At 46.6% G+C, this 19,894-nt stretch carries 21 protein-coding genes; 9 read left to right on the plus strand and 12 right to left on the minus strand.

Annotated elements, in window-relative coordinates; translation table 11 throughout:
• Positions 1-5: 5 nt before the first annotated feature.
• The 4 genes from CLV82_RS13600 to CLV82_RS13615 are packed head-to-tail and all read right to left on the minus strand — an operon-like array spanning position 6 to position 4,845.
• On the minus strand, positions 6-458 hold the full coding sequence (locus CLV82_RS13600) for a Fur family transcriptional regulator (protein ID WP_133645077.1): 453 nt from the start codon (positions 456-458) through the stop codon (positions 6-8).
• Between the two features lie 42 nt (positions 459-500).
• A complete protein-coding gene (locus CLV82_RS13605) occupies positions 501-2,708 on the minus strand; it encodes a RelA/SpoT family protein (protein ID WP_133644893.1) in 2,208 nt (735 codons plus the stop codon).
• A 41-nt stretch (positions 2,709-2,749) separates the two neighbouring features.
• Positions 2,750-3,982: a M48 family metallopeptidase gene (locus tag CLV82_RS13610; RefSeq protein WP_133644894.1), complete on the minus strand. Its 1,233-nt coding sequence runs from the start codon at positions 3,980-3,982 to the stop codon at positions 2,750-2,752.
• Positions 3,983-4,026: 44 nt separating this feature from the next.
• The gene (locus CLV82_RS13615) at positions 4,027-4,845 is read right to left on the minus strand and encodes a TrmH family RNA methyltransferase (protein WP_133644895.1); all 819 of its coding nucleotides are present in this window, start codon (positions 4,843-4,845) and stop codon (positions 4,027-4,029) included.
• Between the two features lie 63 nt (positions 4,846-4,908).
• Here CLV82_RS13615 and CLV82_RS13620 point away from each other — a divergent pair, with 63 nt between their 5' ends.
• A complete protein-coding gene (locus tag CLV82_RS13620) occupies positions 4,909-5,712 on the plus strand; it encodes a DUF6503 family protein (protein ID WP_133644896.1) in 804 nt (267 codons plus the stop codon).
• Positions 5,713-5,719: 7 nt separating this feature from the next.
• Here the strand turns inward: CLV82_RS13620 and CLV82_RS13625 are convergent, their stop codons facing one another.
• A complete protein-coding gene (locus CLV82_RS13625) occupies positions 5,720-6,787 on the minus strand; it encodes a DUF3810 domain-containing protein (RefSeq protein ID WP_133644897.1) in 1,068 nt (355 codons plus the stop codon).
• Positions 6,788-6,860: 73 nt separating this feature from the next.
• On the opposite strand from CLV82_RS13625, the gene CLV82_RS13630 reads away from it, so the two are divergent.
• The gene (locus CLV82_RS13630; RefSeq protein ID WP_133644898.1) at positions 6,861-8,321 is read left to right on the plus strand and encodes an aminoacyl-histidine dipeptidase; all 1,461 of its coding nucleotides are present in this window, start codon (positions 6,861-6,863) and stop codon (positions 8,319-8,321) included.
• Between the two features lie 109 nt (positions 8,322-8,430).
• Positions 8,431-8,892 (plus strand): CBS domain-containing protein, encoded by a 462-nt coding sequence (locus tag CLV82_RS13635; RefSeq protein WP_133644899.1) that lies wholly within the window; start codon positions 8,431-8,433, stop codon positions 8,890-8,892.
• A gap of 96 nt (positions 8,893-8,988) precedes the next feature.
• On the opposite strand, the gene CLV82_RS14860 is transcribed toward CLV82_RS13635, so the two are convergent.
• From CLV82_RS14860 to CLV82_RS13655, 4 genes are all read right to left on the minus strand, one after another.
• Positions 8,989-10,275, minus strand: coding sequence for a hypothetical protein (locus CLV82_RS14860; protein ID WP_208107995.1), 1,287 nt, complete (start codon positions 10,273-10,275; stop codon positions 8,989-8,991).
• A 142-nt stretch (positions 10,276-10,417) separates the two neighbouring features.
• Entirely contained in the window at positions 10,418-11,527 is a 1,110-nt protein-coding gene (locus tag CLV82_RS13645; protein ID WP_133644900.1) for a peptidylprolyl isomerase, read from the minus strand.
• A 14-nt stretch (positions 11,528-11,541) separates the two neighbouring features.
• Positions 11,542-12,090, minus strand: coding sequence for a gliding motility-associated peptidyl-prolyl isomerase GldI (gene gldI, locus CLV82_RS13650; RefSeq protein ID WP_133644901.1), 549 nt, complete (start codon positions 12,088-12,090; stop codon positions 11,542-11,544).
• Positions 12,087-13,106, minus strand: coding sequence for a DHH family phosphoesterase (locus tag CLV82_RS13655; protein WP_133644902.1), 1,020 nt, complete (start codon positions 13,104-13,106; stop codon positions 12,087-12,089). The genes gldI and CLV82_RS13655 overlap by 4 nt, the downstream gene beginning before the upstream one ends.
• A 151-nt stretch (positions 13,107-13,257) precedes the next feature.
• Here CLV82_RS13655 and CLV82_RS13660 point away from each other — a divergent pair, with 151 nt between their 5' ends.
• On the plus strand, positions 13,258-13,677 hold the full coding sequence (locus tag CLV82_RS13660) for a nucleoside-diphosphate kinase (protein WP_133644903.1): 420 nt from the start codon (positions 13,258-13,260) through the stop codon (positions 13,675-13,677).
• A 56-nt stretch (positions 13,678-13,733) separates the two neighbouring features.
• Here CLV82_RS13660 and CLV82_RS13665 read toward each other — a convergent pair whose 3' ends face one another.
• The 3 genes from CLV82_RS13665 to recF are packed head-to-tail and all read right to left on the minus strand — an operon-like array spanning position 13,734 to position 15,530.
• A complete protein-coding gene (locus CLV82_RS13665; protein WP_133644904.1) occupies positions 13,734-14,030 on the minus strand; it encodes a DUF721 domain-containing protein in 297 nt (98 codons plus the stop codon).
• Positions 14,031-14,032: 2 nt separating this feature from the next.
• Positions 14,033-14,449, minus strand: a complete 417-nt coding sequence (locus CLV82_RS13670) for a lipocalin family protein (RefSeq protein WP_133644905.1) — start codon at positions 14,447-14,449, stop codon at positions 14,033-14,035.
• A 1-nt stretch (position 14,450) separates the two neighbouring features.
• Complete coding sequence (gene recF, locus CLV82_RS13675; protein ID WP_133644906.1) at positions 14,451-15,530, minus strand: DNA replication/repair protein RecF; 1,080 nt, start codon at positions 15,528-15,530, stop codon at positions 14,451-14,453.
• A 115-nt stretch (positions 15,531-15,645) separates the two neighbouring features.
• On the opposite strand from recF, the gene CLV82_RS13680 reads away from it, so the two are divergent.
• From CLV82_RS13680 to CLV82_RS13700, 5 genes are all read left to right on the plus strand, one after another.
• Positions 15,646-16,410: a tetratricopeptide repeat protein gene (locus CLV82_RS13680; RefSeq protein WP_133644907.1), complete on the plus strand. Its 765-nt coding sequence runs from the start codon at positions 15,646-15,648 to the stop codon at positions 16,408-16,410.
• A complete protein-coding gene (gene ribH, locus CLV82_RS13685; RefSeq protein ID WP_133644908.1) occupies positions 16,410-16,892 on the plus strand; it encodes a 6,7-dimethyl-8-ribityllumazine synthase in 483 nt (160 codons plus the stop codon). Before CLV82_RS13680 ends, ribH begins: the two co-directional genes overlap by 1 nt.
• Before the next feature lie 120 nt (positions 16,893-17,012).
• On the plus strand, positions 17,013-17,303 hold the full coding sequence (locus tag CLV82_RS13690; RefSeq protein WP_133644909.1) for a riboflavin synthase subunit beta: 291 nt from the start codon (positions 17,013-17,015) through the stop codon (positions 17,301-17,303).
• Positions 17,303-19,150 carry a DNA mismatch repair endonuclease MutL gene (gene mutL / locus CLV82_RS13695; protein ID WP_133644910.1) on the plus strand — a complete coding sequence of 616 codons (1,848 nt, stop codon included), beginning with the start codon at positions 17,303-17,305 and terminating at the stop codon, positions 19,148-19,150. The genes CLV82_RS13690 and mutL overlap by 1 nt, the downstream gene beginning before the upstream one ends.
• Positions 19,151-19,894, plus strand: coding sequence for a rhomboid family intramembrane serine protease (locus tag CLV82_RS13700; protein WP_133644911.1), 744 nt, complete (start codon positions 19,151-19,153; stop codon positions 19,892-19,894).

The raw sequence follows: 19,894 nt of genomic DNA on the forward strand, positions 1-19,894 counted from the left end.
GCTGATTATTTTGTTTCTTTTTCGTCTTTATTACGAGTACCGTAGAAGTAAAGCGAGTGATTATTGATCTTAATATCAAAGACCTCTTCGATGGTTTTTTTGATAGACTGGATCCGGGGATCACAGAACTCTACCACTTCCCCCGTGTCTGTCAGGATAACGTGATCGTGCTGACGATCAAAATATGATTTTTCGTATTGCGCCTGGTTTTTCCCGAACTGGTGTTTCCGGACCAATTTACATTCAAGCAGCAACTCTATGGTGTTGTATAAAGTAGCACGACTCACCCGGTAATTCTTGTTCTTCATGTTGATATAGAGCGATTCTATATCAAAATGTTCATCACTTTCGTAGATTTCCTGGAGTATCGCGTAGCGTTCCGGAGTCTTCCGGTGGCCGTTCTCTTCTAGGAAAGCGGTGAATACATTCTTTACAATTTCCTGGTTGTTAATGTCCATGGTACCGTCTACAGTATCGAGGTGCAAATGTAGGGTTAAAAATTAAATTCTGAAGACTTTATCAATTCCATTGATGCCTTTCAGATGGTCTATCAGCTTCTTGAGAATGTTCTTGTTCTTCACTACCACAGTGATCCTTCCCGTAAAGGTTCCGCCGTCTGTACTGAAATTCAGGTTGCGCATATTTACGTGCATATTATCCGAAATAATTTCGGTGATCTCGTTCATCAGCCCCAGGTTATCAATACCGGTCATTTTGATCTCGGCAGTAAATTCTTCCTGGGTAGAATCGATCCATTTCGCACTGATTATGCGGTAGGCGTAATTGGACTGCAGGGAAATGGCGTTGGGGCAGTTCTTCTTGTGAACTTTGATCCCTTCATTAACACTGACAAAGCCAAATACATCATCTCCCGGGATGGGCTTACAGCATTGAGACAGGGTGTAATTGAGGCGTTCCTCCTCTTTGCCGAAAACGAGCAGGTCGTACTTGGTAGTGATCTCGTCTTTATCGATATCCACGGGAGTCGCCGGCTTCCGGATCTTGTTCTTAAAGAAACTGATGAAGGCGTTGTTGTAGGACGAAGCAAAATCTTTGATCTTCTGGTTATCTATCGCCCCGATGGCTACCCTGTAAAACAGGTCCAGGCTTGTTTTCAGTTTAAAGAAAACAACCATTTTATTGATCACTTCTTCAGAAAGATTGATCTTCTGGGATTTCAGTTTTCGCCTGAGGATCTCTTTGCCTTCCATGGCAACTTCCTTCTTTTCCTCCCGCAATACAGAACGGATCTTTGACCTGGCGCGTGCGGTTGTAGCGTAGTTGAGCCAGTTCTGGTTGGGTTGGGCATGTTCAGAAGTAATAATATCTACCTGGTCTCCACTGTTCAGGACGGTGTTCAGTGGCACCAGCTTGCCGTTTACCTTGGCGCCCCTGGTTCTCATCCCCACTTCGGTATGGATATGGAAGGCGAAATCGAGCGGGGTCGCACCTTTGGGAAGGGATTTTAGGTCTCCCTTGGGTGTAAAAACAAAAATTTCCTTGGAATAGAGGTTCAGCTTAAACTCTTCGACAAAATCAACTGCGCTGCCGTTGGAATTTTCCAAAGCGTCCTGTAAGCGGTTCAGCCAGACTTCGATTCCCTGTTCTTTCTGGTCCCCATGCTTATATTTAAAATGCGCGGCATACCCCTTTTCAGCAATTTCGTGCATCCGTTCACTCCTGATCTGTACCTCTACCCATTTGCCCTGCGGGCCCATTACGGTGATGTGCAGGGCTTCATACCCGGTCGACTTAGGGGATGAGATCCAGTCTCTTAGGCGGATCGGATTAGGGGTAAAGTGATCCGTGACCACGGAATAGATCTTCCAGGCGAGGAACTTTTCGTTCTGCCTGTCCGATTTATAAATGATACGAATGGCAAACTTGTCGTAGATCTCGTCAAAGGAAACATTCTGGGTCACCATTTTTTTCCGGATGGAATAGATGGATTTCGTACGTCCTTTGATGGCGTAATTCAGCCCTTCCTTGTCCAGCGAATTATGGATTATGGCAGAGAAATCATCGATATATTTCTGTTGCTCCTCCTTGGTCTCTTCGATCTTGCCCAGGATATCGTTATAAACCTCCGGTTCCGTATACTTAAGGCTGAGATCCTCAAGTTCGGTCTTGATATTGTAGAGTCCGATCCTGTGTGCTACGGGGGCGTAGATATAAAGCGTCTCGGAAGCGATCTGTACCTGTTTGTGTTCCGGCATCGCGTCCATGGTGAGCAGGTTGTGGTAGCGATCAGCGATCTTGATGATGATCACCCTAACGTCATCGTTCAGGGTCAGCAGCATCTTCCGGAAATTCTCCGCCTGCTGGGAGATGTTCATGTCCTTATTCAGGTGCGCTATCTTGGTCAGCCCGTCCACGATCCTGGCTATGGTCTCCCCGAACATACGTTCAATATCGTCCAGGGTATACTCTGTATCCTCAACTACGTCGTGAAGCAGGGCAGAGGCAATAGAAACAGCATCCAGCCCGATCTCTGACGCCACGATCTTGGCCACAGCGATAGGATGGAAAATATAAGCTTCCCCAGACTTGCGCCTTTGGTTCTTGTGGGCATCCACAGCAACGTCAAAGGCCGAGCGGATCAGTTGTTTATCCTCTTTGCTCAGGGTCTGGTAACTGATTCGCAGCAATTCCTTATACTGCTTCGCAATCTCCTTGTTTTCTTTCTCTATAGCCGCTTCCGTCCTCATAAAATAAAAATACCACAATCTTTACTTGTAACCAACAAAAATCATGCCCTAAGCTCCCTGATCCTGTCCTTTAATGGGGGGTGTGAATAATGCACAAAAACATAGGTTTTGTGCGGGGTGAGGTTGCTCAGGTTGTTCTTGGATAATTTCTTGAGAGAGCTGATCAGGGGTTCCGCACTGTATGTGCTTTTCGCATAATGATCCGCCTGGTATTCAAACTTCCTGGAAATATAATTCATCAACAGGCCGGTACATTCCGAAACCGGGCTGTACAGCAGCCCGAACCCTACAAGAGCAGCATGGAAACTGGGCTGGGAAACCCCGATGGCCAATGAGAATTCCGGGTTGTTGATAAAGAGCGACAACAGGAACAGGGTAAGACCGGTGGTCAGGATAGCTACAGCGAGGTTGATGAGGATATGGTTCTTTTTGTAATGGCCAACCTCGTGTGCGAGAACCGCAACTATCTCTTCTTCCTCCAGGTCGTTTACGAGGGTATCGAACAAGGTTACGCGCTTTTCTTTGCCGAAGCCCGAGAAATAGGCATTAGCCTTGGTGGACCTTTTTGATCCGTCAATGATGAAGATGTTCTTCAGTTCAAAACCTACGCCCTTGGCATATGCTTCGATCTTATCCCGGAGGGATCCGTTTTCCAAGGGGGTTTGCTTATTGAAAAGAGGGACGATCAGTTTGCTGTAAAACAGGTTCATAAAGACCGTAAAGACAGCGATCAGCAACCAGGCATAGAGCCAGAACCACGCACCGCTAAGCTGGTAAAGAAGAATGACTGCCGTCATAATCCCCCCACCGATCATAGCCATAAGCAACCAGCTTTTGAGCTTATCGATAAAAAACAGCCGGGGAGTAGTCTTATTAAAACCAAAACGTTCTTCTATCACAAAGGTGTGGTAATAAGAAAAAGGTAATGTGAGTAAATCTGTACCTATAAAGATCAGTCCGAAGAACAATAGTGCCATAGGGATGGTTCTGTCCGTAATGCTCCTGACCCATTGATCGATGATTTCAAAGCCACCCAGGAAAAGTACAAGCAGGGTCAGCACTAAGGAGAATGCAGAAGTGACCAGGCCAAAACGGTAATTAATGTATTTATAGGCCTGGCTTTTGGCATACTGTTCTTCTTCATACACATCCGACAGTGACTCGGGGACAGGGTCAGAAAAGTGCCGTGCATTGAGAAAATTCAGCCAGGTTTCCCACGCAAATTGCAGGACAAGTAGACTGATAATGATTATAAATAAGAGTTGGTGATTCATTCCGCTGGTTGTATTGGTTTTGGTCTGTATGCAGGTAAGGAAAATTAAACACGTGGAAATCCTCTTTGGCGCATCGCCTCAAATATAAGTATTGCGGCCGATACGGAGACATTCATCGAATCAATGGCTCCCTGCATGGGGATGATAATATTGGAATCGGAATTGCTCAGCCATTGTTCGCTGAGCCCGGCGGCTTCTGTTCCCACGACAATGGCTCCTCCCACGCTAAGATCCACTTCGTGGTAAGGTTTGGAGGCACTTAAAGCGGCACACCAGATCTGCAGCTTCTGCAGTTTCAGGAAATCAATAATTTGCTGGGTGGTACCTGTTGCGACAGGGACGCTGAAAAGACAACCGACACTGGAGCGGATGATATTGGGGTTGTAAAGGTCTGTCCTGGGGTTGGCGATCAGTACGGCGTCTAATGCTGCGGCATCAGCAGTTCGTAATAGAGCGCCAATATTTCCCGGTTTCTCGGGGGCTTCGGCTACGAGAACCAGCGGATTCTTTCGATTAAAACTGAGGTCCTCCAGGTCGTGTTTCCCGGCCTGCATTATGGCCATTACACCTTCGGTACCGCCCCGGTACGCAATTTTGCGGTAAATTTGTAAGGAAACATGTATGACGTGATCCGGAATGCCCTGGTTTCGTAAAATCTCTTCTTTTTTCCCCGGAGGAACCAGCTCAGGACAGAGTAGAAGGGATTCCACCTTGTATCCGGCGCCCAATGCCAGGTTCAGTTCACGGATTCCTTCCAGGACGAAAAGTCCGCTTTTACGCCGGTCCCTGGACTTTTCCTGCAGGGCAGTGATCTTTTTTACAATGGGATTCTGGGGGCTGCTGACCTCTGTGATTCTGATCATAGCAACAAAAGTAGTATAAAGCGTAAACATGACGGAATATTAACGACTAACGAAAGAAAATATATGAGGCTGATATTCACATTTGTGATCTTGTTGCTGTTCGGCATCTCTTGTAAGGATAGTAATAAACAGACCAGGGACGAAGGGGCGACATCTCAGGATTCCGTTACCAGGGTGGATAAAAGCTATCCCGAGGCATTGGAACAGGTTTTTGAAGCCCATGGGGGACTGGATATGTGGGAATTACAGCGGACCCTGAGGTTTACGATCACCAGGAATGGAAATAAAGAGGTGCATACCATAGACCTGCAGTCCAGGAAAGACAGGGTGGATGCGCCGGAATACAGCATGGGGTCTGACGGTGAAAATGTCTGGTTGCTTGACCCGGAGGGAAAATACGAGGGTGACCCGGTCTTTTACCACAACCTGATGTTCTACTTCTACGCGATGCCGTATGTCCTTGCTGACGAAGGGATACGATACAGCGAGGCAGAACCTTTGAAATTCGGGGATAAGGAATATAAAGGATTCAGGATACAATACGAAGCCGGAGTTGGAGTAAGCCCGGAAGATGAATATTATTTATACTACGACCCCGATACCATGCGGATGCAATGGTTGGGGTACACGGTGACTTATGGGAAAGACGGACCTTCTGATGACGTACACTGGATCCGTTATGACGACTGGCAGTTGGTTAACGGGGTGTACCTTCCTGCTTCTGTCGCCTGGTATAATTACGAGGAAGGGAAGCCTACCGAAATGAGAAACAGGGTGATATTTGAAGAGGTCAATTTGAGATCAACCCCTCTTAATACTGATTTCTTTGCCAGGCCGCCCGATGCTGAAGTGGTTAAGCAGGAATAAACAACTACTAATTCCGGTTCTTCAGGTCGTAGGCTACTATCAATGAAACCACCCGGTTATAACTGAGGATGCCATCTTTCTGTTGATTGGCATGGAGGTAAGAATTAAAGACAGATTTAAAAACCGGTTCGGCCGGATTCTCAAAAGAACGCCAGAATTTATCCAGCTCTTCATAGTTTTTACGGACCCCAGGGTTTAACCGGGCGTATAACGTCTTTGTGATCAGAGAGTCTTTGCGTTTTAATTCTGCCAGGCAGTAACTGAGGGCATAGGCATTGGCGGCATATTGCAGGTAAGGATCCCTGTTGTTCAGGGTAACCAGGTACCCGATAAAATTGGTCTCGTTCTCGGCGGAATAACCCAGCTGGTGACCTATCTCGTGACCATAAACCACCGGGGCCCTGAAGGCCGGTAACAGGCGATTCACCTGTCCTTCATTGGTAAAGGGGTTAAGGTAGCCCCCGTAGCCCATATAGCTTAACATCCTGCTGTAGAGTGACGTTTTTATGCTGGCCGGCGAATAGTACGCAAAATCCATTTGTTCAGCCAGGTCTTTATATCCTTGTAACGTCAGCTTCGTGATCTCTTTTTTAGAGTAGGGGATATGGACTTTAAGAAGGCTGTCTCCTGTAAGCGACAGTTGTTGCCGGTTGGTGCGCTTGATCAGCTCGCGGGTGAAGAATTCAACTTCTTCAGTGCTTGCCACATCGTTTAATTCCAGCCTTTCCGCAAGCGGAACGCGGTGGTAGTTAAGACCCCATAACAGGTGAAAAGTAAAATACGCCACGGAGAGGACCATAAAGGTGTCCCGGAGCAGGCCGGTTAAATTATAACGGATCTCGCTGCGGTTGATCCACAGGTACCCGATAGCCAGCGATCCGATCGCAGTATACAGCAGGTCACCGATAGAAAATGGGATCCATCCGTATAGGGACCTGAGGAAAGATGATATATATGGATAAATGCCGCGGCTGTAATAATTCTCAACCATTTCAGGGCTGGAATGTAAATATCGCACTAGCAGTACCTGGGGAATAAGGGAGAGGGCGATATAATTTTTAATCTTGCTTTTCACGGCCCTAAAATTAACCATTTCAGTTCCACAGTGTTGTTTCTATCAGTAATTTTACGTCCAAATTGATTTTATTATGAACGAAAGTATCAAAGTCCTGGAACCTGCTGGAGTATGGAAGAATTTTGCAAAACTGAATGAAGTACCCCGGCCTTCCAAGAAGGAGGAAAGGGTGATCGCCTTTATGATGGAATTCGGCAGGTCCCTGGAACTGGAAACATTTAAAGATAGTGTTGGGAATGTTATCATACGTAAACCGGCTACTGAAGGAATGGAAGACCGTCCGATGGTCATCCTGCAGTCGCACCTGGATATGGTACACCAGAAGAATGCCGATACCCGATTTGATTTTGAGAAGGAAGGAATACGGATGAAAGTAGCAGGAGAGTGGGTAAAGGCAGAAGGAACTACGCTGGGCGCTGATAACGGGATGGGAGTAGCCGCGATCATGGCATTGCTGGAAAGTACCGATATTCCCCATCCTCCTCTTGAGGCATTGTTCACCATTGATGAGGAAACCGGGATGACAGGGGCCAAGGGCTTGGAGGCAGGAACGCTGGAAGGAGAAATTCTGCTGAACCTGGATACGGAAGAAGACGACGAGATCGATATAGGCTGCGCAGGGGGAGTAGATATTACCGCCAGCTGTAGTTACGAGGAAGAGGAAAGCGGGGAGGATGACAAGTTCTTCCAGGTGGTCGTCCGTGGCTTACAGGGAGGTCACAGCGGAATGGATATTGATAAAGGTCTCGGCAACGCGAACAAGATCATGAACAGGGTGCTAAATCAACTGTGGAAAGCCCTGGAAATCCGAATCAGTGACATACAGGGCGGCGGACTGAGGAATGCCATTCCCAGGGAAAGCAAAGCTATAATTGCGGTACCGGGACCTAAGGCAGCTCAGTTGGAAGCCATGTTAAATGAAATAACCACTGAAATCGCTACAGAATTGACCGTGACGGAACCGGGGCTGAAAATTGAGGTATCTCCGCTACCGGGTCCGGTCAAAGTGATGAACGCCGCTACCCAGGAAAAACTATTAAAAATGATCAGTGCAGCGCATAACGGGGTGTATACCATGAGTGCTGCGTTTGAAGGGCTGGTTGAAAGTTCTAATAATATCGCCAGGGTCGAGGTTAATAATGGTAAGCTGGAAATAGGTTGCCTGACGCGGTCCTCGGTAGAATCTGTAAAAACTGTCCTGGCTGACAGCCTTAAAGCTGTCTTTGAGTTAGGTGGCTGTAATGTGACTTTCTCCGGGGAATACCCGGGATGGACCCCTGACCCTGATTCCAGGATCCTCAAAGTGCTGGAAGATCGATACACTGCTTTGTTTGAAGAGCAACCCAGGGTTGTGGCCTGCCATGCAGGGCTCGAATGCGGAATTATCGGGAACACTTTCCCGGACCTCGATATGATCAGTTTTGGTCCAACCATCCGGGGGGCACATTCCCCGGACGAGCGGGTTCATATTGCGAGTGTAAAGAAATTCTGGACATTCTTGCTTGATGTCTTACGCCATATTCCTAAGAAATAAGGCTGTTTCAAGTTATTCAGTGCTTTTAACACCCCAGTCGATTTAATGTCAAATATTGAATAAAGTCTCTGGAATTCAGTATATTTAATAGACAACAAATCGCGGAATTATGGGTATTAAAAGTTTTATGGGGCGCAGACAGCCCTTGCAGGAAGCGGATGTTCCCTTGAAAGTTAGTGACTACATGACGCGTAAACTGATTACGTTCAGTCCGGATCAATCCGTTGAAGAGGTCATACAGAAGCTGATAAGGTATAAGATTTCAGGTGGGCCCGTGGTCAATGATAAGAATGAACTGGTAGGGATCATCTCTGAAGGGGATTGTATCAAACATATCAGCGAAAGCCGGTATTACAATATGCCCCTGGATAACAGTAAGGTTTCACAGCACATGGTCCAGGATGTAGAGACCATAGATGGCAATATGAATATTTTTGATGCTGCCAAAAAGTTCCTGGAGACCAAGAGAAGGCGTTTTCCAATCCTGGAAGACGGCAAACTGGCCGGCCAGATCTCGCAGAAGGATATTCTCAAAGCAACTGTAAAGCTGAAATCACAGAACTGGAAATAATTATTTCCGAATTTAAACTAAAAACCCGGGGTTAACAGCCCCGGGTTTTTTTGTAAGTATTGCTCGTGTAAAGGAGCTCTTTTAAGATCCATATTTTTAACTGGAAGGTCTTTTATCTCCCTGGTGCCCATTCCCGTTCTGGTTCCCGTTATTTCCCTGTTGGTGACCGTTCCCGTTTTGGTTCCCGTTGTTTCCCTCCTGGTGACCATTACCTTTTTTGTCATCGTCTTTATCGTCATCATCCTCATCGTCGTCATCTTCGTCATCATCCTCATCGTCATCTTCGTCATCATCCTCATCGTCATCATCCTCATCGTCGTCTTCGTCATCTTCGTCATCATCCTCGTCGTCGTCTTCGTCTTCTTCGTCATCATCCTCGTCGTCGTCTTCGTCTTCTTCGTCATCATCCTCATCGTCATCTTCGTCATCATCCTCCTCGTCATCATCCTCCCCCTCGTCGTCATTTTCGTCACCATCCTCATTTTCTGTATCCTCATCGTCTGATTCCTCTTCCTCCTCTTCTCCCGTGTCGCCGTTATCAGTTTCTTCTTCCTCTTCCCCGGTGTTGCCGTTATCAGTTTCTTCTTCCCCGGTATCGGTGTTATCAGTCTCCTCTTCTTCATTTTCTGTTTCCTCTTCAGTGGAAGGAGGAGTGTAGGTGGATGTGCCTTCCAGGCAACTGATCCTGAGATTGTCAAGGGCACCTTTGTTGTTCATTTCGATCTCCATCCTGGCAATACCGGGCATGGCTCCCAGGTTGATATATTGCTTGCCATTGTCATTTCCGAAGGGAACTATAACTTCCTGTACCAATTGTCCCTGTTCGTCATAGAGCTTAACCCGGGCCGGGACGGCCTCGTTGTTTGTCTTATTGAGATCGAGCATATCAAAGCCATAAACAGTAGCTGTTCCGGACCCGTAGTTTTCAAAACTGAGCAGAAATTTTGCGCCTGTTGCCGTGCTGATTAGCGGTGCAGCGGCATCTGGATTTTCATTAATGACCAGGACCTTGCCCAGCGGAATATCGTTACTGGGTTCATCACCGCTTACAGATCTTCCAGGCCCCCCGTATAACTCGTTAGGACTCCCGAGGTCCTCGTTCCCGGGGTTGGGAAGGGATGAATCAAAACTGAGGCAGCTGTTGACGGCCGGGGCTCCGGGATGAAGGGCGCTTATGGTAATCATGCCTTCACAACCTTCCTTTCCCAAAGATGAAACCGGGTATCCGCCTTCGAAATCATTAAAATCTAGAGTGATGATATTGACCACCTCCTGGGACTCAGCCTGTGCTCTTACCTCCAGGATCTCGTCCAGTGAGTCATCAGTACAGGACAGCAGGAATAGAGGAATAATGGTAAGTATGGCTAGGTTCGGGGTGCGCATTGGTACATTAATTAGTTCCCCCCGAATGTAATTAAGTGGTAACGATTTTATGAATCTGTTAACTTCTATTTTTGATCGAATCCAACTAAAAGTCTACTGTTTTATGCCATAAAAAAACCCCCTGTAGAGGGGGCTTTATTTTTTATTTCGCGGCCTCGACGATCTCTACATCGAATACCAGTTCTGCATTGGGAGGGATAGGACCTCCTCCCTGGGCACCATAACCCAGGTGCGGGGGTATAAAAAGGCGTACTTTATCGCCTATATTCATAGAGAGCAAACCTTCCTTAAACCCAGCCACCAACCTGGAATCCGGGCTGTAATCCATGGGAACCGGGCTGAAGTTTCCACGGTGCATTTTATAAAGATTATCATATTGCCCAAATTTTTCCGCGATCTCTGCCTCGCTGGTGTCAAAGAGCGTTCCGTCTGTAAGCCAACCGGCGTAATCTACCATCACCTGGTTCCCGATGGCCGGTTTTTCACCTGTTCCTTCTTCGAGTCGCAGTATCTTCAGGCCAGAAGGCAGGGAGTCAGCTTTAGCCCTTTGCTCTGCAATGGTCGCTATAAACTCTGATTTAACTTTTTGGGCAGCGGCCACTTTTGCTTCTTCTTCGGCGAAATAATCGGACATTACCTGCACAGCGTCAAAATTTTTGGCTGCTTTCCCATTGCGGATGATTTCTACTTTGTTCATCACCACATCCTTGACCGGCTTGTCTTTCTCCCCTGTCTTAACCTGGGCAATGGTATCAACCACGCTCATCCCTGACACAACTTCCCCGAAAACAGTATGCCTTCCGTCCAGCCAGGGAGTTTCCTTATGCGTGATAAAGAACTGGCTGCCGTTAGTTCCGGGACCTGCATTTGCCATGGATAGAATCCCTGCTTTATTATGCGACAGAGAGTCGTGTATCTCGTTCTTGAATTTATAACCAGGGTTTCCATTACCGGACCCGGTAGGGTCTCCCCCCTGGATCATGAAATCTTTGATCACCCGGTGAAAGGTTACTCCGTCGTAGTACTTCTTATCCTTGTATTCATCACTCACAAAGGGACTGGTGCCTTCTGCAAGGGTAATAAAGTTCGCTACGGTGACCGGGGTTTTTTGGTACTCGAGCCTGATGATGATATCGCCTTCCGAAGTTTCTATGTCAGCGAAGATGCCATCACCCAGGTCTGCATGCTGGCTGGATTTACAACTGGTAAGGATAGCAGTGAAAAGGAGTAAAAAATAAATAGCGTTTTTCATGGGTTGTATAAAGTTTAAATACTGTCGTTCTGTTTTTCGATTTTTAATATGGTCAGCTGTACTTTCAGAGGAACATTAGGGCCAATCTTGTTCTTATCCCCCATATACCCATACCCCAGTGAAGAGGGGTAGAGGAAGATTGCGCTTTCCCCTACTTTCAGTAATTTCACACTATTGCGTAAACCGGGGAATAGTTCCTGTTTATCTACCCTGTAGGTCACTGTGCCTACCTCGTCATGAGAGTAAATAGTGTCGTTGTCCAGGGTCATCAGGTCGTAGGTAAGGTAAACCAGGTCATCCGGTTTTGGCAGGTAGTCATCCTGTTCATTCCTGACCAGGTAGCGGTACCATGATCCACTTGAACTTGATAAATAAGTATGGAGGCTGTCACGGGCTATGATGGCCTTGATCCGGGCTTCCTCCTGGGATAGAAGGTCTTTGTTCCGCTCCACCGAGGTTTTCATAAAGCTGCCTGATTTCACTTTTACAGGTTTCCTGGGTTCGGGTTCCCCGCAACTGATCAACGCAATTAGGACAAGTCCTGTCAGCAGGTAAATTCTCATGAGGTCAGTTCCATTTTATGTTTTTCTAGTAGCGATTCAAAGTAGGTGATAGTTTCCTCCATTGATCGTTCACTTCGTCCCCCGGCAGCATTTTTATGGCCGCCGCCATTGAAATAGTTCCGGGCAAATTCATTAACCGAAAACTCTCCGACAGAGCGGAACGAAATCTTAATAATACCTTCTTCCCGGTTCTCTATAAAGATCACTGCAAATTTAATTCCGTCAAGGGTTAAGCCGTAGTTCACAAATCCTTCGGTATCTCCCTTTTTATATTGATACATGTCTAATTCTTCCTGGGATAAAGTGATATACGCGGTATTCATCTCTTCCCGGATAACCATATTCTTCAGGGCACAACCCAGTAGATGAAGCCGGTTGGCGGTATTGGTATCAAAAATTTTATTGTGGATCTCAGCGTTGCGGGCTCCTTTGTCTATCAGTTCTGCTGCGATCCTGTGTGTGTCACTGCTGGTTGAGGGGAATTTAAAGGAACCTGTGTCTGTGACAATCCCGGCATATAAACAATTGGCAATGTCTTCCCCAATGATCGAGGTTGACCCTATTGATTCTATAAACCTGTATACCATCTCGCAGGTAGAGCTCATCGAGGTATCCGAATAAGTAACTTTGGCATAGGAAGCCGGGGCCTGGTGGTGGTCTATCATGACCATAGGCGCGGTAACTTGTTTCAGTGCTGCTTCCATTTGCGGACCAACCCTGCCGAGTTCATTGAAATCTAAAGTGAAGACCAGCGTAGCCTTATCCAGGAGGGCCTGCGCCTCCGTATGCTGTTTCTCATAGATGAGTACCGAATTATTCCCGGGCATCCATTTCAGGAATTTGGGATAATCGTTAGGGGCTACCACCCTTGCATTATGACCGAGCTTTGTTAAAAAATGATATAGTCCGAGGCAGGAGCCCATGGCGTCACCGTCCGGATTTTTATGTGGAATTATTACGGCCTGCTGAGGCTCTGCCAACAGGGCCCGTACCGTATTTACCTCGTGTGGATTCATTCGCCCAAATATACAATTTAATGCGAAAGGCAGAAGGAGAATGGTTTAATTTGAAGAGGGAAAACCCTTATGGACCTCTCCGGGAATTCCTTGGCCTCTAAATGTTGCGGGTTGCGATCAGAAAGCTTATTTTTGCGCAAAATTTTAAAAAATGACAGGAAACAGAACCTTTACCATGATCAAACCTGATGCGGTTGAGAATGGCCATATAGGAGCAATTTTAGAAAAAATAACCTCTGCAGGTTTTAAGATCGTGGCTATGAAGTACACGCAGCTGAGTAAGAGGGATGCCGAGGAGTTCTATGCAATTCACAAGGAAAGACCATTCTTCGGGGAACTGGTGGAGTTCATGACAAGGGGACCTATCGTTTCTGCTATTCTGGAAAAAGAAAACGCGGTTGAAGATTTCAGGGCACTTATCGGAGCTACCAACCCGAAAGAAGCGGCAGAAGGAACTATCCGCAAATTATTTGCCAAGGATATTGGTGAAAATGCCGTGCACGGATCAGATAGTGACGAGAATGCGCAAATAGAAGGGGCATTCCACTTTTCCGGGAGGGAAATCTACTAAGACGCTACCGTTCTTATCGATATAAAGTTCAACCGGGGTATGCACCCCGGTTTTTTTTATCTCAGTACTAATTTCTTGATGAGGTCCTGCCCCATAGCTTCATTGAGCATCCTGATGATCTTGCTCTTCCCGAGAGAGAGCTCTTCCCTTAAAACAGAGGAACTGAGCGAAACAAAAAGGGTGTTATTCCTGAAGACCACACCTGTTGTATAATTATTCACCCCCGGACCCATGGTATTTTTCCAGGCGTCTTCTGCATTGATCCGGTTGATCCCTCCCTCCAGGCGACTGTCCTTGATGAAATCTTTTAAGATGCCCCCCAGGGATTGGTCTTTCTCTTTGTCTTTCTTCATGGTCATTGAATGTTAATGGGTTCATATCGCTTGTAGCGGTATACTACCTGTTCCTCGTTTACCACTTCTAAGGTGCCGGGTTGCAGTATGGTAATACGTTCAGACCAGTTGTTTCCGGCTTCCTGGTAATTGATGTAAAAAACACCTTCTTTTTCGGTAATGGTAAGGCTGACAGCGTCATCCGATGTAGTGTAAGTCCCACTGAGGGAAGGCTGAACTTTTTTGCGGTAGCCCTCACGTCCATCCAGTGAAATATAATCCACCGTGGTGCTGGCCTTGTATTCCCTGGTCTGACCATCCGGCATCTCTACCTCGGAAATTTCCCAGTAGCCATCCAGGTACTCCAGGTCTTCGCTTTGTACCGTATCCCCACAGGAAACAGTTGAAAAAATCACTATTAAGAGCCATGCCTTTTTCATACTACAAGGTAAATATTTTATAGGATTGATGGATGGATTTAACGATATCTTCCGTGCGATCCCTGTGGGTGTCACTCAGAAAGATCTGCCCGAAATTATCATCTTCAACCAGGGCAATAATATGCTTTACCCGGTTTTCATCCAGTTTGTCAAAGATATCATCCAGCAAGAGCACCGGGGTAGTAGCCGCATGTGCCTTAATAAAATGAAATTGGGCGAATTTTAAAGCGATCAGGAAAGTTTTCTGCTGACCCTGGCTCCCAAATTTTTTAATGGGATGCTCAGCTATAGTAAACTTCAGGTCGTCCTTATGTGTGCCTACACTAGTGTATTGTAGTGCACGGTCCTTTTCCAGGTTATTCTTTAAGAGGACTTGCAGGTCTTCCTCGTGAAGTTTACTGTCGTATTCCAGTCCCACGATTTCGTTCCCCCCGGAAATCACCCGGTACTGTTCCCTGAAAGTATCTATGAATTCGGCAATGAACTTTTTCCTTCTCTCGTGGATAATTGATCCGTAGTGCGATAACTGCTCGTTATAAACCTCGAGGGTAGCAGGGTCAAACCGATGGTTCGCTGCAAAGTACTTTAACAGGGAGTTGCGCTGCATGAGCACTTTATTGTAATGGATGAGGGCCTGGAGATAATCCTTGTCAGATTGGGCGATTACCCCATCCATGAATTTACGCCTGGTCTCACTTCCCTCAATGATCAGGTCCCTGTCTGCAGGGGATATCATAACCAGAGGAAGCAGACCTATATGGTCAGAGAACCGCTCATAGGCCTTCCCGTTTCGTTTAATTACCTTTTTATTGCCTTTTTTCAGGCTGCATATAATCCGTTCTTCCCGTTCTTCCTTCTGGAATATCCCTTCTATCATAAAAAAGTCCTCCCCGTGGCGGATATTCTGGCTGGAGATTGGATTAAAATAACTCTTACCGAAACAAAGGTGGTATACCGCGTCCAGGACATTGGTCTTTCCAATGCCGTTGGCGCCCACGAAAGCGTTTATTTTTGAATCGAACTCGAATTCCCGGCTGTCAAAATTCTTGTAATTAACAAGCGAGATCTTTTTTAAAAACATGCAGTGTTTTGGAGAAATTAATTAAAAAGGAGGTGCAAATTATCGAAAAATAACGAATTAATAGGGTTGAGGTTTTGATAAAAACTTTATTTTTGCGCGACCAATAACAAGAACCATGGCAACATACAAGAAGCGCGGCTTTAAGCCAAAGAACAAAGCCGAAGAACAACAGCAATCAGTTGATAACAGTACTACCGCCGAGGTTTTCAGTACCCTGGATGAAAGTGCTTCCAGATCTGAACAGTGGGTTTACCGCAACCAGAACTATATCCTGGGGGTGATCGGGGTCATCGCGATAGCGGTACTGGGATACCTTGCTTACAACCAGTTTGTTCAGGCTCCGCGTGAAGCTACTGCAGCCAACGAGATGTATTATCCGCAGCAATATTTTGACCAGGCACTGAGCGGGACAGAAAATGACAGCCTTTACCTCCTGGCACTGAATGGTGCAGAAGGAAAATACGGATTCCTTGATATCATTGATGAATACAGCGGAACCAAGGCAGCCAACCTGGCGCATTATTCTGCAGGAATGGCATACCTGAACATGCAGAAATACCAGGAAGCCATAGATTACCTTGAAGATTTTTCGTCTGATGACGCTATTCTGGGTGCACTGGCCAAAGGGGGTATCGGGGATGCATTCATGCAACTGGATCAGCCTGAGGAAGCGCTTTCGTATTATGAAAAGGCTTTTAATCACAACGAGAACCAGTATACTACTCCTAAATTTTTACAGAAAGCAGGGATCACTGCACTTGAACTTGGAGAACAGTCCAAAGCGGCTGAATATTTTGAGCGTATCAAAGAAGAGTATCCTAATTCTGCCGAAGCAGGTTCTATCGACGTTTTCCTGGGAATGGCAAAAAGTGGTAACTAATGGCCACTGAAAATAAGAATCTCTCTGATTACGATAAGTCGGCTCTCCCCGATGCTGCCTCCCTCCGGATCGGGGTGGTGGTATCTGAGTGGAACTCCGAGATCACGGAAAGCCTGTTCAGCGGAGCTGAGGAGGTTTTGCAGGACGCAGGGATCCTCCCGGGAAACTTCTTACGATGGAATGTCCCCGGTAGTTTTGAACTGGTTTTCGGATGTAAACGCATGATCGAAAAGCACGCTCCTGATGCGGTGATCGCCATCGGTTCCGTGATAAGAGGAGAAACCCAGCATTTTGATTATGTCTGCAGCGCTGTGGCGCAGGGAATTAAAGACCTTAATATTCAGTATAATATCCCTGTTATTTTCTGTGTTCTTACGGATGATAACCTGCAGCAGGCAAAAGACAGGAGTGGCGGCAAACACGGTAACAAAGGGACAGAGGCTGCTGTTGTCGCATTAAAAATGGCTGTTCTGGGTAACTGATCGCCCGAATACTTTCACAACTACGATTTTTAAGGGCTTTCGAGGCTTTGCTGTTAACAAAATTTGGCAGCGAAGTTTCGGCACTCTTTTTGTTTTTAAGTAACTTTGAAGTGACAGATCATGGGAAGATTCACAAAATTACGTAAGAACAAAAAGTTTGATTACTCACCACGCTACTTTGACGACAAGGGTGAAGGAAGTCCGTTCAAAATTGAACACCGGCTGGATAAGTACCGTACTACCGTAGATTCACCTGGAGGTATACGAGGCAGGTGGAACCAGGCTATGTCTGATATGAAGAATGCCGGCGACCGCAACCTGAAATGGAGATTCTATATCATCCTGACCATACTCATCCTGATCTTCCTGTACATCATAGACTTTGATCTTTCAATTTTCTATACCCAATAATGCCAGACAGAATTCAACTCTTACCGGATCACGTAGCCAACCAGATCGCTGCCGGGGAAGTCGTACAACGACCTGCCTCCGTCGTAAAAGAACTGCTGGAGAACGCCATAGATGCCGGGGCCAAGAATATCCAGCTGATCATCAAGGATGGGGGTAAAACCCTGATCCAGGTCGTAGATGACGGTATGGGCATGAGCGTGACCGATGCGAGGCTGAGCTTTGAAAGGCATGCTACCTCAAAGATCCGCAACGCAGATGACCTGTTTCACCTTAGCACAAAAGGGTTCAGGGGTGAAGCACTGGCTTCAATCGCTGCCATTGCACATGTGGAAATGAAAACCCGGCCCGGTACCGATGAACTCGGCACCCTGCTTTGCATCCAGGGGAGCCGCGTTACGGACCAGGAAGTTATTACTACCCCGGTAGGAACTTCTGTTGCAGTTAAAAATCTTTTTTTCAATATCCCGGCCCGACGTAATTTCTTAAAATCCAAACAGGTAGAACTCCGGCATATTACCGACGAATTTCACAGGGTTGCCCTCGCCCACCCGGCGATTGGTTTCCAGTATTTCCACGATGGGAATGAATTGTATAATCTGCCGGAAACTAATCACCGGCAACGGATAGTGCATCTCTTCGGTGGGAAGACTAACGAAAAATTAGTTCCAGTATCGGAAGAAACCCAGGTAGTGGAGATCTCAGGCTTCATCTGCAAACCGGAATTTGCGAAAAAGAGCAGGGGAGAGCAGTTTTTTTTCGTCAACGACCGGTTTATAAAAAGCCCGTATTTACATCATGCTGTATCCGCTGCCTTTGAAGGACTGATCCGGTCTGATGTTCACCCGGGGTACTTCCTGTACCTGAAGGTGGACCCGGGATCTATCGATATCAATATCCACCCGACCAAGACGGAGATCAAGTTCGACGATGAGCAGACACTCTATGCAATTCTTCGTTCTTCTGTAAAGCACAGCCTGGGACAATTCAATATTGCCCCCGTCCTGGATTTTGAAAGGGACCAGAACCTGGACACACCCTATGATTATAAAGAAAAAGGGGCCCAGTTGCCCAGGGTAACCGTGGATGCAGGATTTAACCCCTTCAGAGAAGACAGCAGCAGGAAATCTGCGCCGAGCCGTTTTAGTTCCAAGCAGGAAAGCAGTTGGGAGAGTATGTACGTGGGTCTCGATTCCCAGGTGGGCAATGAAAACACTTTTTCCTCACTGACGGTTGAATCTGATTCCTATACCAGTTCAATCTTTGATGCCGACGGGGAAAAGGAGCAGAGAGGCAGCAGTTTCCAGTTACGGAGGAAGTATATAGTCACGACCATTAAATCGGGTATGCTGGTCATAGACCAGAGCCGGGCGCACCAGCGGGTTCTGTACGAAAAATTCCTGAAGAGTATTACCGTGAAGAACGCGGTAAGCCAGCAACTGCTTTTCCCGATGGTCCTGCACTTTAGTCCGCCTGAGATGCAGATGATCCGGGAGATAAAGGAAAGCCTGGTAGCCATTGGTTTTGCCTTTGGCGAGATGGAAGAAGAGCAACTGCAGGTGACAGGAGTCCCGCTTATGGTCAGCAGCAGCGAGGTAGGAATGGTGTTAGATCACCTTATCTCGGATTACCAGTCGGAGCAGGAGGGTGAAAGCTTTTCGCAAACCGATGTCTTATCCAAGACTTTGTGTAAATCCCTGGCCGTTAAATCAGGAGAAGTACTGGATACCGAGTCACAGATGGCACTGGTGGATGACCTTTTTGCTTGCAAGGAGCCTTCCCTGAGTCCGTTTGGAAAAAAAACATATGTCACTTTAACTGAATCAGACATTGATAAAAAATTTATATAAATGGGTAGATTAACTGAAGCTATAAAACATTTACTGATCATCAATGTGCTGTTCTTTATAGCGGCTTCTCTTTACCCGGATCAAATGTACCAATGGTTCTCTCTTTGGTTCCCGGAAAATGAAAATTTTGAGTTCTGGCAGATCCTTTCGCATATGTTCATGCATGGTGGATTTGCGCACATTCTTTTTAACATGTACGCCTTATGGGCGTTTGGCACGCCCTTGGAAAGGATGTGGGGGCGAAATAAATTCCTGTTCTTCTATTTTTCTGCTGGTCTTGGTGCGGCACTGATACATTCCGGAGTTAATTATTATTATTTTAATGAGGGGATGGAAGCCCTGGTGAACAGTGGATTAGACAGGTCTCAGGTGATGAGTATCATTTCCCAGGGTAAATACAGCCCGGATTGGTACAACCTGGCTTCACAGTCTACCATAGATAATTTTTTGAGTGCTTATAATACACCCGCAGTTGGTGCCTCCGGTGCTATCTACGGAATCCTGGTAGCTTTTGGGATGTCTTTCCCTAACAGCGAATTGTTCCTTATCTTTCTGCCTGTGCCTATCAAGGCCAAATTCTTCATTCCCGTACTGATCGCGCTTGATCTGTTTTCAGGGGTTACCGGCTATTCTATTTTCGGAAGCGGTATTGCCCATTTTGCGCACGTAGGGGGAGCACTGTTTGGATTCCTGATGATGTGGTACTGGAAAAAGAATCAATTCAGTAATAACCGATGGGATTAA

It is taken from the genome of Zeaxanthinibacter enoshimensis, from assembly GCF_004362865.1.
Lineage (GTDB): Bacteria > Bacteroidota > Bacteroidia > Flavobacteriales > Flavobacteriaceae > Zeaxanthinibacter > Zeaxanthinibacter enoshimensis.

What these genes read in the sequence shown, in the direction of transcription:
- CLV82_RS13680 (WP_133644907.1), top strand. Translation starts at nt 15,646, where the DNA reads ATGGCAACATACAAGAAGCGCGGCTTTAAGCCAAAGAACAAAGCCGAA.
- CLV82_RS13660 (WP_133644903.1), top strand. Translation starts at nt 13,258, where the DNA reads ATGACAGGAAACAGAACCTTTACCATGATCAAACCTGATGCGGTTGAG.
- CLV82_RS13645 (WP_133644900.1), bottom strand. Translation starts at nt 11,527, where the DNA reads ATGAAAAACGCTATTTATTTTTTACTCCTTTTCACTGCTATCCTTACC.
- CLV82_RS13600 (WP_133645077.1), bottom strand. Translation starts at nt 458, where the DNA reads ATGGACATTAACAACCAGGAAATTGTAAAGAATGTATTCACCGCTTTC.
- CLV82_RS13690 (WP_133644909.1), top strand. Translation starts at nt 17,013, where the DNA reads ATGGGAAGATTCACAAAATTACGTAAGAACAAAAAGTTTGATTACTCA.
- recF (WP_133644906.1), bottom strand. Translation starts at nt 15,530, where the DNA reads ATGTTTTTAAAAAAGATCTCGCTTGTTAATTACAAGAATTTTGACAGC.
- gldI (WP_133644901.1), bottom strand. Translation starts at nt 12,090, where the DNA reads ATGAGAATTTACCTGCTGACAGGACTTGTCCTAATTGCGTTGATCAGT.
- CLV82_RS13620 (WP_133644896.1), top strand. Translation starts at nt 4,909, where the DNA reads ATGAGGCTGATATTCACATTTGTGATCTTGTTGCTGTTCGGCATCTCT.
- CLV82_RS13615 (WP_133644895.1), bottom strand. Translation starts at nt 4,845, where the DNA reads ATGATCAGAATCACAGAGGTCAGCAGCCCCCAGAATCCCATTGTAAAA.
- CLV82_RS13605 (WP_133644893.1), bottom strand. Translation starts at nt 2,708, where the DNA reads ATGAGGACGGAAGCGGCTATAGAGAAAGAAAACAAGGAGATTGCGAAG.
- ribH (WP_133644908.1), top strand. Translation starts at nt 16,410, where the DNA reads ATGGCCACTGAAAATAAGAATCTCTCTGATTACGATAAGTCGGCTCTC.
- CLV82_RS14860 (WP_208107995.1), bottom strand. Translation starts at nt 10,275, where the DNA reads ATGCGCACCCCGAACCTAGCCATACTTACCATTATTCCTCTATTCCTG.
- CLV82_RS13655 (WP_133644902.1), bottom strand. Translation starts at nt 13,106, where the DNA reads ATGAATCCACACGAGGTAAATACGGTACGGGCCCTGTTGGCAGAGCCT.
- CLV82_RS13610 (WP_133644894.1), bottom strand. Translation starts at nt 3,982, where the DNA reads ATGAATCACCAACTCTTATTTATAATCATTATCAGTCTACTTGTCCTG.
- CLV82_RS13670 (WP_133644905.1), bottom strand. Translation starts at nt 14,449, where the DNA reads ATGAAAAAGGCATGGCTCTTAATAGTGATTTTTTCAACTGTTTCCTGT.
- mutL (WP_133644910.1), top strand. Translation starts at nt 17,303, where the DNA reads ATGCCAGACAGAATTCAACTCTTACCGGATCACGTAGCCAACCAGATC.
- CLV82_RS13630 (WP_133644898.1), top strand. Translation starts at nt 6,861, where the DNA reads ATGAACGAAAGTATCAAAGTCCTGGAACCTGCTGGAGTATGGAAGAAT.
- CLV82_RS13665 (WP_133644904.1), bottom strand. Translation starts at nt 14,030, where the DNA reads ATGAAGAAAGACAAAGAGAAAGACCAATCCCTGGGGGGCATCTTAAAA.
- CLV82_RS13635 (WP_133644899.1), top strand. Translation starts at nt 8,431, where the DNA reads ATGGGTATTAAAAGTTTTATGGGGCGCAGACAGCCCTTGCAGGAAGCG.
- CLV82_RS13700 (WP_133644911.1), top strand. Translation starts at nt 19,151, where the DNA reads ATGGGTAGATTAACTGAAGCTATAAAACATTTACTGATCATCAATGTG.